Origin of the sequence: Martinezella tropici, from assembly GCF_003287875.1 — a bacterium.
Taxonomy (GTDB): Bacteria; Pseudomonadota; Alphaproteobacteria; order Rhizobiales; family Rhizobiaceae; genus Rhizobium; species Rhizobium tropici_C.
Genome location: NZ_QMKK01000054.1, coordinates 96,540 through 110,247 on the forward strand (window position 1 = coordinate 96,540; position 13,708 = coordinate 110,247).

At 58.5% G+C, this 13,708-nt stretch carries 10 protein-coding genes; 8 read left to right on the forward strand and 2 right to left on the reverse strand.

Going from position 1 to position 13,708, the window contains the following annotated elements:
* The first annotated feature begins 9 nt into the window (after positions 1-9).
* From DQ393_RS25790 to DQ393_RS25810, 5 genes are all read left to right on the forward strand, one after another.
* On the forward strand, positions 10-609 hold the full coding sequence (locus tag DQ393_RS25790) for a TetR/AcrR family transcriptional regulator (RefSeq protein WP_245430457.1): 600 nt from the start codon (positions 10-12) through the stop codon (positions 607-609).
* 109 nt (positions 610-718) lie between these two features.
* A complete protein-coding gene (locus DQ393_RS25795; RefSeq protein ID WP_432422030.1) occupies positions 719-1,198 on the forward strand; it encodes an MEKHLA domain-containing protein in 480 nt (159 codons plus the stop codon).
* A 451-nt stretch (positions 1,199-1,649) separates the two neighbouring features.
* Positions 1,650-2,342, forward strand: coding sequence for a helix-turn-helix transcriptional regulator (locus DQ393_RS25800; protein WP_162737002.1), 693 nt, complete (start codon positions 1,650-1,652; stop codon positions 2,340-2,342).
* 75 nt (positions 2,343-2,417) lie between these two features.
* Entirely contained in the window at positions 2,418-3,017 is a 600-nt protein-coding gene (locus DQ393_RS25805) for an acyl-homoserine-lactone synthase (RefSeq protein ID WP_112344547.1), read from the forward strand.
* 266 nt (positions 3,018-3,283) lie between these two features.
* Positions 3,284-4,054 (forward strand): helix-turn-helix transcriptional regulator, encoded by a 771-nt coding sequence (locus tag DQ393_RS25810; RefSeq protein WP_162737003.1) that lies wholly within the window; start codon positions 3,284-3,286, stop codon positions 4,052-4,054.
* A gap of 262 nt (positions 4,055-4,316) precedes the next feature.
* On the opposite strand, the gene DQ393_RS33235 is transcribed toward DQ393_RS25810, so the two are convergent.
* Positions 4,317-4,598: a hypothetical protein gene (locus tag DQ393_RS33235; protein ID WP_145644310.1), complete on the reverse strand. Its 282-nt coding sequence runs from the start codon at positions 4,596-4,598 to the stop codon at positions 4,317-4,319.
* On the opposite strand from DQ393_RS33235, the gene DQ393_RS25815 reads away from it, so the two are divergent.
* Positions 4,576-5,697 carry an efflux RND transporter periplasmic adaptor subunit gene (locus DQ393_RS25815; protein WP_245430458.1) on the forward strand — a complete coding sequence of 374 codons (1,122 nt, stop codon included), beginning with the start codon at positions 4,576-4,578 and terminating at the stop codon, positions 5,695-5,697. The genes DQ393_RS33235 and DQ393_RS25815 overlap by 23 nt on opposite strands.
* Before the next feature lie 9 nt (positions 5,698-5,706).
* Positions 5,707-8,781, forward strand: coding sequence for an efflux RND transporter permease subunit (locus DQ393_RS25820; RefSeq protein WP_112344550.1), 3,075 nt, complete (start codon positions 5,707-5,709; stop codon positions 8,779-8,781).
* Between the two features lie 165 nt (positions 8,782-8,946).
* On the opposite strand, the gene DQ393_RS25825 is transcribed toward DQ393_RS25820, so the two are convergent.
* Positions 8,947-11,118, reverse strand: coding sequence for a bifunctional diguanylate cyclase/phosphodiesterase (locus tag DQ393_RS25825; RefSeq protein ID WP_112344551.1), 2,172 nt, complete (start codon positions 11,116-11,118; stop codon positions 8,947-8,949).
* A 380-nt stretch (positions 11,119-11,498) separates the two neighbouring features.
* Here DQ393_RS25825 and DQ393_RS25830 point away from each other — a divergent pair, with 380 nt between their 5' ends.
* A complete protein-coding gene (locus tag DQ393_RS25830) occupies positions 11,499-13,706 on the forward strand; it encodes an adenylate/guanylate cyclase domain-containing protein (RefSeq protein ID WP_112344552.1) in 2,208 nt (735 codons plus the stop codon).
* Positions 13,707-13,708 lie beyond the last annotated feature (2 nt).

Genomic DNA, 13,708 nt, shown 5'->3' on the forward strand with positions numbered 1-13,708 from the left:
GAAAAATCCGTGACCACCGCAGAACGCCCGCGCCCGCGCACCAAGCCTCCGGAAGTCCGCCGGGAGGAGCTGATGGATGCTGCGCAGCGGCTGTTTCTGGAGAAGGGCTTTGCCGCGACCAGTGTTGCGGAAATCGTCGAGGCCGCCGATGTCGCCAAGGGCACCTTCTATCTCTATTTCCAAACGAAGGAAGATGTTCTTGCCGCTCTGAAGACGCGCTTTATCGAGCGCTTTTGTGAAAAGATCGACGCTGCTGCCGCAGCGGCATCCTCCGGCAGCTGGATGCATCGGCTCGATGTCTGGATAGGATCATGCGTGGTCGGCTATCTCGATGAGGTCGCGCTGCACGATCTGGTTTTTCATGAATTCCACCCACCCAAACGAAGCATGAAACGCGCCAATTCGCTGGTAACCCGCCTGTCATCCTTCCTGCTCGAAGGACGGGAAGCCAAAGCCTTCTCCTTCATCGATGCCCGGCTCTCGGCCGTCATGCTTTTTAATGCCATGCACAGCGCCGTCGACGACTGCCTGGCCGAAGGATCGACCGTCGACCGGCAGAAACTGGTCGATGTCGTCACGGATTTCTGTCGGCGCTCCGTCTGCCCCTGAGCGACCTGCGCGGACAATCCGCAAGCCGGCCCATCAAAGACCGGCCGTCGCCACTTGATCTTCGTGGTATTTTGCTAAGTATCGCACCGTCGATGCACCGAGTGACAGGATGGGATTGATGGCAGGCGAAGCTGAAGGCAGGGCAGTTGATTTATCGGTCGATGATACGTTCTTCGACCTTCTGACGGACAGTTTTCGTCGCATAGTCGGCGTTGCTCTCGTCGATGGAGGATCCGGGCCGGATTGGCTCTATCGCGACGCGCCCTTCGTGGTCGTCGCCCACAATACGGACGCCGATCCCCGTTTCGTCTACGCCAACAAGACTGCGCAGAAGTGCTTCGAATATCCGTGGGATGAGTTCGTGACGCTTCCTTCGCGGCTTTCGGCGGAGCTTCCCGATCGTGCGGAGCGCCAACGACTGCTGGACGCAGTGACGCGCAATGGCTTTATTTCCGACTATCGCGGCCTGCGGATCGCAAAATCTGGACGTCGTTTCTGGATCGAAGACGGCATTGTCTGGCAGCTCGTGGATCGCGACGGGACTCTGCGCGGACAGGCCGCCACATTCTCCAAATGGAAGGATGCCTAGCGCGGTTAACGGGGAAAGCCCGATGTCGCTCCAAAATCGATAATGCTCTTCCGCGTCATGTTCCAAGTCCGCGAGGCGGAACAGGCTGCGGACCACCCTCGATGACGCTGAAGGAACGGACGCTCGGTCTCCGCCTTCAAAGCGTGTCTCATCTGCTCCGGCGCGGGTCGTCAAGCGGCTGTACGACGTGTATAGTAAGGTGAAATACTTCGGCATTGCCGGGTCAGGCGCATTGCGTGACGCCGTCCTGGTATCGTCGCGTTGATGAGACCGCATCGTTGAATATATGAACAAATAACACCAATGCACTGCCCGAAGTTTCTGGCCTGTGTCGTGGCCAAATTTCTTGCTTCATCGTGAAACTTCGAAGATCGTCGTTATGTCAAACCACTGGATATTGCCCGGCAATCCAATTTTTCCGGCTCGCACCCTTGAGGAAACACAGTATTTTTTGACGGAGCTCGAGGCCTGCACAACTCAGGAGGAGTTGGCCGAGGTCGTCATTCGATATGTGGAGCCGTTCGGCGCCACCAATGTTCTGGTCGGCACCATGCCTCAGATCGGCGCGACCAAACGCCAGCAGATAGGCCATGTCTTGATCAATGCCTGGCCGAATGATTGGTCGGCTCGCTATTTTTCTCAAAACTATGTCTTCAAGGATCCGACGATCACGCTGGTACGCGAAGGGCTTGAAAGCTTTTTCTGGAATGAGGACGAAGTCGTCGGAGTTCGGTCCGGCATGCGGGTCATGGGCGAAGCCAAGGAGTTCGGCCTTGCGGAAGGTTTCACCATGACGCTTCCGAGCCTGGGGCCTGAACATGTCGGCTTTTCGATCGCCGGCGAGCGGCTTGAACTCGCGCCCGAAAACAAGAAGAATCTGGCGCTTGTCGCGAATTTTGCTGTTTATCGCGCCTTGCAGATCCGGCGCACCCAGCAAAACAGCAGCGTCGTTAAATTGACGGCACGGGAGCGTGAGGTGCTTCAGCTGGCCGCCGAAGGCTGGAAGGAGCGGCAGATCGCCTCGCGCCTCGGAATCACCGATCATGCCATCGACAAGTACATGCGCTCCTGCCGCGAAAAGCTTGGTTCGCGTAATACCAATCACGCAATTGCCCTTGCTTTGCGAAAGGGTCTGATTTCGTGAGGTACGCTTTTCCGTACCTGTGGTGATCGTGAAACGGCTCGATGATCAGCTTGCCCAAACAGGAGAGCTGTAGAGATGCTTCATATTGTCACCGACCGGAACATGCACGACTATCAGGACGAGATGGATCAGGCATTTCGTCTGCGGCACCGCGTCTTCGTCGATGAGCGCGGATGGAATGATCTGACGCGTGCCGATGGTCGCGAGACCGACCAATTCGATACGGCCGACGCCGTGCATATGCTGTTTATCAATGAAGGCGAGGTTCTTGGATATCAGCGAATGCTGCCCTCCACCAAGCCCCATCTTCTGTCCGAGGTGCTGCCGCAGCTTTGCGAGCAGGAAAGGCCTATTGGCCGGCATATCTGGGAATGGACGCGCTATTGTGTCGAGCCGGCTTACAGGGAACATGGTCGTGCCCTGAGCGCGGTCTCCAACGCGCTGCTTTCGGGTTTTGTCGAATGGGGCTTGGAAAACGATATCAATACCGTGATCATCGAAATGCAGCCGCTTTGGATCCTCCGGCTGCTGCAGCTTCATTTCCGGGTCAGCGCGCTTGGATTGCCGCAGTCGATCTCGGGAGAGGATGTCGTGGCTGTCACCGCATCGTTCGATGAGCGTACATTGACGAAACTTCGTTCCCTGAAGACGGACCTGCGCCGTCGCGCGGCTTAGATGGAATGCCGTGAACTGTTTTGGCTGCAGGTGCAGATATGCAGCTTCATTGCTCCATAAAATCAGCGCTCCAGCACGGTTGCCCAGCTCCGTGCTGGAGCGCCTGACGCATCCACCGGTATCCTGCGGTGAATTCCTGCATGTTGGGAGGTATCGGAGGTAGGTTCCGGTCCTTTCAATTTCCTCTCTCTTGAGGCATTCATAATTAATGAGGAATGTTGAATATAAACAGTCCTTCCAGCTTTCGACTAGTCTGTGAGATCAGTATGAAGACGCATTCCTCGTCACCTTCCGCGGAAACGATGCCGGCGCATCTGCTTGAAGAAACGACTGCCTTGATAACCGCGATGGAGGCGGCGCAGACCGAGGCTGACATCCTGCGGTTGGTGCTCGTCTATATCAGCCGCTTCGGCGCGACAAATGTGCTGGCGGGCACAATGCCGCCGATCGGCGACACGAAGCGGCAGCAAGTCGGCCATATTCTTCTCAATGCGTGGCCGACCGATTGGATCTCTCGTTATTTCAGTAATGACTATCTGCGCCACGATCCGACGATAGACATGGTCAAGGAGCAGCATGCCCCGTTCTTCTGGCGGGATATAGAGGGTTGGAGACTGCAGAATACGAGGGCGCGCGATGTCATGGGGGAAGCCGGAGAGTTTGGTTTGCGCGAGGGTTTCACCATCGCCCTGCAGACTTTCGATGGAACCGTGATAGGCTTTTCCATCGGCGGTGAACATCTCGAAATCAAGGAGCAGGAGCGCGGCGGCCTGCAATTGCTGGCGACCTTTGCAGTGGACCGTGCCTTCCAGCTTAGGGACCTGGATCAGCTTCCGTTGCTGAAGGGGGTCACGCCAAGGGAAAGACGTGCGCTGCAATTGGCCGCGGATGGCTTGCGGGATCATGAGATCGCGGTGCGGATGGGCATCACCCATCACGGCGCCGAAAAGCATCTGCGCTCGGTTCGCGACAAGCTCGAAGCAAAAAATACAACCAATGCCATTGCGATCGCCATTCGGCTCGGCCTGATAAGGTAGGATCGGCTCTCTGCGACATTGACTGGGAGGCTTCGCCAGACTGCACGGAATAGTGATCGGGCGAGTTTGTTTCCGCCGGACGTTGATAGTTTCGGTACCATTATTGCCTTTATTCAGGACTCTACTAAATATGGTTCGGACATAGCAAATTGGCTATCGTAATTCGGATCGTAAAAACTCGTGCTGAATCAGAAGCAGAGGCGTGCGAATGACGTTTGACTGGTCTGTTTGCTGAGGACGGCCGACTTGGACGCCACCAGCTTCAATCATGATGAAGTCGATGCTGCATACGGCGGCCGAAAGATGTTGTTCGGCGGCTATCGACATAGATGTGCCGTATCCCGCGATCCAGCCAACCCCGATCAAGATCGCTTTCAAAGCTGGCGCCGATCGCAGGCGCCAGCAAGGATGCGACAACTTTGGCGTGGAAAGGCCTCTCGTGAGCCTCGCCAGAGCCGACGTCAGCAGAATTCTCAGCGACCCGTTCCCGAAAAATAGAGTTACCAGTCATGATAAAACGCATGGTGATCATGCTGATCGTCATAGGCCTGATCCTGGGCGGGATTTTCGGCTTCCAGGCATTCAAGAACCGTATGATCGCGGCGTATCTGGCTAATCTCAAGGCGCCACCGCAGACGGTCTCCACCATCACGGCGGCAACGAGCCCGTGGCAGACCACGCTGCAATCCATAGGCAGCTTCAATGCCGTCGAGGGTGCCAATCTCTCGGCGCAGGTCCAGGGCATCGTTCAGAAGATCGGGTTTCAGGACGGCCAGGATGTCAAGAAGGGCGATCTCATCGTCCAGCTGCTTGCCGACCAGCAGATCGCAACGCTGCAGCAATACCAGGCATCGGCGACAAATGCGCAGATCGCCTATGAGCGCGATTCCAAGCTGATCAAGGCAAATACCATTGCGCAGAGCCAAGTGGATAGCGATCTGGCCACATGGAAGGCTGCGCAGGCGCAGGTCGCCTCGCAACAGGCGCTGATCGATCAATATTCGATCCGTGCACCCTTCGATGGACACCTCGGTATCCGGCTGGTCAGCCTCGGCGAATATCTGGCGCCCGGAACCGCAGTCGTCACATTGCAATCGCTCGATCCGATCCAGTTCGATTTCTCGCTGCCGCAGCAAGCCCTATCGCAGTTGAAGGTCGGCCAAGCGGTGACGGCGACGGTCGACGCTTATGGCAACCAGACCTTCGATGGCAAGATCACGGCAATCAGCCCGTTGGTCGACACTCAGAGCCGTAACATCACCATCCGTGCAACGTTTCCTAATGCCGACCGTAAGCTCTTGCCCGGCATGTTCGGCAGTGTTTCTGTGGTGGTGGGTGAACCGAGAGAGTATATCGCTCTGCCGCAGACTGCCGTCACCGTCAATCCCTATGGCAACGTGGTTTATGTGGTGACCGATAAAGGCAAGATGCCGGATGGAAAGCCGCAGCTCGTCGCCAGTCAGAAGTTCGTCAGCACCGGGCAGGCGCGCGGCGATCAGATCGCGGTGATCAAAGGTATAAACGCGGGCGAAGTCGTGGTGACCTCCGGCCAATTGAAGCTCAATAACGGCTCGCCTGTCATCATCAACAATGATGTACAGCCGTCGAACGATCCCAACGCAAATCCGGCAAACCCCAACTGAGGTGTGGCGATGAATATCACCGATATCTTCATCCGGCGCCCTGTCCTTGCCCTCGTGGTGAGCGCGTTGATTGTCGTGATCGGCTACCAGTCGTTCCGTACGCTGACCGTCCGTCAATATCCGCAGACCCAGAATGCCGTCGTCACGGTGTCAACCACCTATCCCGGTGCGGCACCCGACGTCATCGCCGGCTTCATCACGACGCCGCTCGAAAACGCCATCGCCCAGGCGAACGGCATCGATTACATGACATCCTCAAGCACCAGCGGCACATCGACAATCACCGTCAACCTGCGCCTCAACTACAGTGCCGACGCGGCGATGACGGAAATCAATGCCAAGGTATCCTCGGTTCTCAACCAGCTGCCGAACGGCACGCAACAGCCCATCATGACGGTTTCCATCGGCACGTCGATCGATGCGATGTATATCGGCTTCCGCAGCGATGTTCTGGCCAGCAACCAGATCACCGACTATCTGACGCGCGTGGTTCAGCCTAAGCTGCAGGCGGTCAATGGCGTTCAGACAGCCGAAATCCTTGGCGCGCGAACCTTCGCCTTGAGAGCCTGGCTGAAGCCCGATAGGCTCGCTGCCTATGGATTAACGGCCGGGGATGTCGCGACGGCGCTCGCAAACAACAACTATATTTCCGGCGTTGGCACGACGCGCGGCCAGATGACTCAGACGGTGCTGACGGCACAGACCGATCTGCATTCGGCTGATGAATTCAGGGAGATGGTGGTCAGGCAGATCGGCAGCACGATCGTTCGCCTGAAGGATGTCGCTACCGTCGTGCTGGGGTCGCAAAATCCGGATGTTCAGATCCGGTTCGATGCACAGGATGGCGTGTTCATGGGCATCCAGATTACGCCGACGGCAAACCTGCTCGATGTGATCGCCGGTGTACGTGCCGTGTTTCCGAGTATCCAGGCGCAGCTGCCGCAGGGGCTCCAAGGCTATATCGTCTACGATTCCAGCACCTTCGTCACCACGTCGATCGATGAGGTGGTCAAGAGCCTGATCGAGGCTCTGGTGATCGTCATTTTCGTGGTGTTCGCCTTTCTCGGTTCACCGCGATCGGTTGCCATTCCGATCGTCGCCATACCGCTGTCGTTGGTCGGCACCTTCGCGATGATGCTGATCTTTGGCTTCTCGATCAACCTTCTGACGCTGCTTGCCCTGGTGCTGGCGATCGGCCTCGTGGTCGACGACGCCATCATCGTCGTGGAGAACGTCAACCGTCACATCGAGGAAGGGGCGCCGCCGATGCAAGCGGCGCTGGCCGCGGCGCACGAACTGGTGGGGCCGATCCTTGCAATGACCGTCGTGCTGGTCGCCGTCTATGTGCCGATCGGCTTCCAGGGCGGCCTGACCGGCGCTCTATTTACGGAATTTGCCTTTACGCTGGTCGGCGCTGTCACCGTTTCGATGATCATCGCGCTGACGCTGACGCCGATGATGTGTTCGCGCATCCTGAAGCCGCATTTGACCGATCGCAGCGGCTGGGAGGAGCGAATCTCCGATTTCATCGACCGTCGCTTCTCTGAAATCCACCGGCCCTATGTGCGCATGCTGCACGGCAGCCTGAACACTGTGCCGGTGGCGTTGGTCTTTGCCGCAATCGTCCTCGGCAGCATCTATTTCCTCTACACCAGCGCCAAGACCGAGCTGGCTCCCAACGAAGACCAGGGATTCCTCGCCGCGCAGATGACGAATGCCCCGAACGCGACGCTTGACCAAAAGCTGCTCAACTCCGATCAGGTCAACAAGATCTTCGCCAGCTTCCCCGAAACCGATCATACCCTGCAGGTCGAGGTGCCCGGCACCTCGTTCGAGGGCATGGTGTTGAAACCATGGGATCAGCGCACCAGAACGGCGGACCAGTTGCAGCCGTTGGTACAGGCTGACCTCGCAAAAATCGCCGGCGGACAGGCGGTGGTCTTCCAGATACCACCGCTGCCTGGCGCGAGTGGCTTGCCCGTGCAGTTCGCCATCGGCAGCACCGGCGATTTCAACCAGCTCAACGAAGTATCCAATACGTTCCTGCAGGAAGCGCAGAAATCCGGTGAATTCATCTTCCTGACCAAGGATCTCTACGTCGACAATCCGCAATATTCGATCCAGATCGACCGCAACAAGGCATCGGCTCTCGGCCTGTCGATGAACAATGTCGGTTCGGCGCTCGCAGCCATGCTGGGTGGCGGCTACGTCAACTATTTCAGCATCGACAACCGCTCCTATCAGGTCATACCGCAGGTGGAGCAGCGCTCGCGCCAGACCATCGATCAGATCATGAACTATCCAATCGCAACCGTGAACGGCGACAAGATTCCGCTTTCGGCGATCGCGACGGCGAAGCTTCAGGCGACGCCGCGTTCAGTTGCGCATTTCCAGCAGCTGAATTCGGCCACCATCTCGGGCGTGCCGGCCCCGGGCGTCGCCGTCGGCGATGCGCTGGAAACCCTCAAGTCGATCGCGGCGCGCACGCTGCCACAGGGGTACTCGGTCGATTACGGAGGCCAGTCACGCCAATATGTGCAGGAATCCAGCGGCATGGCTACCACCTTCGCCCTAGCCTTGATCATTGTGTTCTTGGCGCTGTCGGCGCAGTTCAACAGTTTCCGCGACCCGCTGATCATTCTTGTGTCGGTGCCCATGTCGATTGCGGGCGCGCTCGCCTTCATCAGCCTCGGCATCGGCGGCGCGACGATGAACATCTATACGCAGGTCGGCTTGGTGACGCTGATGGGGCTGATCAGCAAGCACGGTATCCTGATCGTCGAGGTGGCGAATACGTTGCAGGCCTCCGGAAAGACCAAACGGGAGGCGATCGAGGGTGCCTGCGGCATTCGTCTGCGTCCGATCCTCATGACGACCGGCGCTATGGTTTTGGGCGTCGTGCCGCTGATCCTGGCGACCGGAGCCGGCGCATCCGCCCGCTTCAACATGGGCCTCGTGATCGCGGCGGGGCTTGCCATCGGGACATTGTTCACGCTTTTCGTGGTGCCTGCCGTCTACATGCTGCTTGCCGCCGATCACCATAAGCGGGCTGCATCCGAAGCGGAACCGGCGCCCGTGCATTGACCGGAACCGCCATCAGGCCTACGCGCCATAGTGGCCGGGCATTGTCTCGATCGAACTCAGCCGCGGCATCATCTTGCCGACCGTCTCTTTGCGAAAGACCGGTACGGTGGTCGCCGTCGTCTCGCGTGCCGTCGACGGAGGGCACGCGCTTCGGAATTCCTATCATCACCCCCGCGCGGCAGACAGGCTGGATTCGACGCCCGCATATTCGCGTGACTGATCTTTGCGAAGCAATCTTCGCGAGATTTCATCCGCTGGAACGGGCTTGCCGACCATATATCCTTGAAGCTGATCGCAGCCGGCGGCGCGTAATATCGCCGCTTGATTGGCGGTTTCGATCCCCTCCGCGGTCACCGGAATTCCGAGCGCCGTGGCAAGGGAGATTGTTGCGCGAAGAACGTCGACCCCATTTCCCTCGTCTTCCACGCTGGATACCAGCGAGCGGTCTATCTTCACGCGGTCAAACCCAAATTGCCGCAATGCGCCGATGCTTGCATAACCACACCCGAAATCGTCGAGCGCAAACCTGATGCCGATGCTCTTGAGCTGATTGATCGACCGCCGCGCCTGATCCGGATTGCTAATGAGAACACCCTCCGTAATTTCCAAGGTGAGACGGGTCGGATCGAAAGCGAACTCCTGCAGGACAGCGATCACCTGCGCACCGAAATCCGGATTGCACAGTTGGATGGGCGATACGTTGACCGATAGTGTCAGACCGCTCCAGTTCTTCGCGCAAGCGATGGAGGTTCGCAGCATATGGATGCCGAGAGCATCGATAAGGCCGGATTTTTCCGCAAGCGGGATGAATATTTCGGGGCTGATGCTTCCCGCCGGACTACGCCAGCGCGCCAGAGCTTCGAGACCGGTGGTCATGCCCGTTGCCGCGGAGACCAGGGGCTGGAAAACGGGTTCGATTGCGCCACTGTTGATGGCCTGTCTCAGCATGCCTTCCATTTCGGCGATCCGCTGACGATCCTGATCGAGGCCGGGATTGTATTCGACCGCATGCCCCTTGCCGTTTTCCTTGGCGCGATAAAGGGCCATGTCGGCTCTGCGCAGAAGTTCAAGAGGCGCCATGTTCCCCGCACAGATTGCCGCGCCGATACTGGCGTCTGCCTCGATCGTCCGCCCGTCGATCTTGAAGGGTTCCCCAAATACCGCGAGGATGGATTTCTCGACCTCACCGCATGTGGCATGCCCGACCTGCACCAACGCGAATTCATCGCCGCCAAGCCTTGCAGCGGCGAGAATTTCGGAATGGCACGTCGGTAGCGCCTGCGCGATCATGCGGATCAGATCATCCCCGACGGCATGCCCCCAGGCATCATTGACCGCTTTGAAGCCATCGAGATCGATCAGGTAGAGCGACAGCGGTGCTGCGGCCGATGCGTTCATGCTATCCAGCGCGTTCAGAAGCCCATGTCTGTTGAGTAAGCCGCTCAGACTATCATGACTGGCTTCAAAGTGGGCAGTCTGCGCGAGCTGACGCAGACGCCGCGCTTCGGACGTGCCGGCCAAAAGAACGCCGCCGAGGAAGAGGACAAGAATGACGACGGCCGTCGCGATATAAGGGGAAACCTTGGACAGCGCCGCGGTTCCCGGCGCTTTGCCGGGCCAGGCGAGATAAGCGATCGGGGCGCCATTCATATCCTTGATTGGCCAGTTGAGGAGGCCTTGTTCGGGCGCGAGCGTGAGGTGCAATCCTTCGAGTTCGTGTTCGTCCGATAGCGTGTCCAGGATCTCAGGCGTCAGGTCCTTGGTGAAGCTCAGCACACTTAGCTTCGGAAGCACGGCGGCGGGCGTGTACGGTTGGATGGCCTGTGACGCGACGAGAGTAATGCCGTTCTCCGTCTTCATGAAATTCACGATCGGATCCTGGCCCGGGCCGGCGGCGGCCACGATTTGGCGGTCGAACGGGTGGCCGAAAAGATCCCGGGGCTGGACCGGTTTGCCCTTGATGTAGGCGGAAAGTGTTGCGTCATCCGGTCCGATCACGATCGCGCCATCATATAGCGGATAGTTCGCGCTGACCTTTCCCCAGTTTGCATAGGCCCAGTCAGCGGCCGTCGCGGTGCCGATGGCGTTGTAGGCATCGTCCCATACGGCGTTATCTCTGATGGTGGCGCCTAGACGCGACACCAGCGCTGCAATTCCGGCCTCGGCCGCGCGGCCCGCCCGGGCATCGTCGATATCGTTCATCGAGCGCGTCATCGTGGCAACAACATGCGCCACCAGGCTTGTCAGCAAGAGAGCAACAGCAAGAAAGCAGGCAGTTACGGCAAATACGGAAGAGGTCTGAGCGCGCACATGCCCAGCCGCGAGATGAAGCGACATGAGAAGTCCGAGATGTGAATTGGAAAGACCATGTCAGAGGGGACTGCAGGAGACATCATGTCCGCAAGGCGCTGCATCACATGAATTATCACGTGATTGTGTAAGTGCGATTAAGGGGCGTGGTTAAAAACCTCCTGCCGGAATTTCCGATTCGTCCCGGGCGTACAGGTCTATCGAGTCTGAGAATGCTTCAACGTCGTCAGAGCTTCGGGGTCAACATATCGAAGCGGTCGTAAATGGTGGCGCAGGTATCAACTTCGGATCCCTCAAGAGCAAAACCACAGACGTCTCCCATGCGGGATGGCCCTCGCGCAATGGCTTCGCCAGTCGACCTGGGGTAAGATACGCCGCAGGGGCCATCGCGGTCGGCGGGGAGGGGCATGGAGCGCCGTCTTGCAGCAATTCTGATCGCTGACGTCGCAGGCTACAGCCGCCTGAGCCAGATCGACGAGGAAGCGACGCGCCGCAACTTCAAGGCAGATCTGGATGATGTCATCGAACCCAGAATAGCCGAACATCACGGCCGGCTGGTCAAGACGATGGGCGACGGGCTGCTCGTAGAATTTCATAGTGTCGTCGACGCCTTGCAATGCGCGATCGCCATTCAGCGGGAGAAGGCGAAGCGGAATTCGGCCACCGACGGCGCCATGACGCTGCGGTTCCGCATCGGGGTTAATCTCGGCGACATCATCGTCGAGGACGAGGATATTCACGGCGATGGAGTCAACATTGCCGATCGCATGCAGACGCTGGCCGAACCTGGCGGTATCGCAATCTCCGGCACGACCTATGATCAGGTGAAGACGAAGATCGATGTCGGCTTCATTTCGCTCGGGCGGCAGAAAGTCAAGAGCATTGCCGAGCCGATCCGGGTCTACAGAGTCGCTTTCGATCCGGCCGCGGCCCGCCGGTTTCCGCAATTGCCCAAGCGTGTGCGCCGCGGCGCGGTCCTGGCTATCGCACTGTCTCTGATTGTCGGCGGTGGCGCTTATCTCTGGTACAGGCTGGACATTGGTGAGACGCCGGCGTTCGTCCGCCGCTTCGCCTATCCTCTGCCAGACAAGCCGTCGGTCGCCGTCCTTCCTTTCATCAATGTCAGCGGCGATTCGGAGCAAGATCACCTGGCCGAAGGGCTGACGGACGATCTGATTACCGAACTTTCCAAAGTGTCGGGGCTTTTTGTCATTGCGAGGCATTCGGTCTTTGCGTTGAAGGGCGATACGAGCAAGACTAAGGACGTGGCGGCGGAACTCGGCGTGCATTACCTGCTCGAAGGCACGCTGCAGCGGGCGGGGCTGCAGTTGCGGATCAATGTGAAATTGATCGACGCTCTGACGGGACTCTCCATGTGGGGGGAACGCTACGACCGGCAATATGCCGATCTCTTTGCAATTCAAGACGATGTGACCGGCAAGATCATCTCGGCGCTGAAGGTGGAGCTCAACGAAGGCGAGCGCACGCAGATTGAGAAGATCCCGAGCGATAACCTCGAAGCCTACGACTATTACATGCGCGCAGAGCACGAAGGGCTGCTCTACAGCGATGTGGAGACCTATCGCCGGACGCTTTCCTATTACCAGAAGGCGATCGACCTCGATCCGAATTTTGCCGACGCGCACTCCGGGATCGCGCGCGTCGCAGTCGATGTTTGGCGCAACGATTACAATTTTCTCTGGTCGGCGGCGGTGGCGCGCAAGATCGCCTATGATGCGGCGGGACAGGCGCTGAAGCTTGACCCGAACAATGCGCGGGCCCATACCGTGCTCGCCCTGTTGCAACTGGTCGATGGGAGGGAAGTCGAAGCCCGGGAGTCGGCAAACCGGGCCGTGGCGGCCCAGCCGAACAGCGCTGAAGCTGCAGGTAACCTGGCGTTGATCCTGTCCCAAACGGGAAGCCATTACGAGGCGGTTGCCGAAATCGACAGGGCGCTCAGGCTTGATCCGGCGCCATCGCCGAGCTTCCAGCTGCTGGCGGGCATCGTTCTCTACACGGTGCGAGACAATAATCGTGCCATCCCTCTTATAGAAGCGGCGCGCGACGCGTTGCCGAACGCCGAACCGGCGCGCGAATATCTGACAGCGGCTTATGGCTTTGATGGCGACCGGGTGCGAAGCGCGGCGGAGAAGGCCAAGCTTCTGGAACTCTTCCCGGAAAGCAATCTCGCCTATTACGGGTATCTCTACGACTACTGGCGTCCACCGGAACTGGAGCATCACCTCGCCGGGCTGAAGGCCGCAGGTATTCCGGCATGGCCTTTCGGATTTGTCGGGAGCGATGCCGATCGGCTCGACGAGAAGGCGCTGCGCGATCTAATCGACGGAAAGACCTGGGCTGGAAAACACAAGAATGGAACGACCTTCGTCCAGTATTTTGATAAGGCAGGCAACACCGCCTACAGGAGCGCCAATACCAATATTACCGGCACGGTCGACGTGAAGGGAAATAGGCTGTGCGAGAGGTTTAGTGGCTATTTCCTGGACCGCATGGTCTGCGGGCAGGTCTATAGGAACAGGGATGCCGGACAGCCCGACGCCCAATACGTCCACGTGACCCCTCAGGCACTGATGTTCTTTTCACCGGCACCATGAAA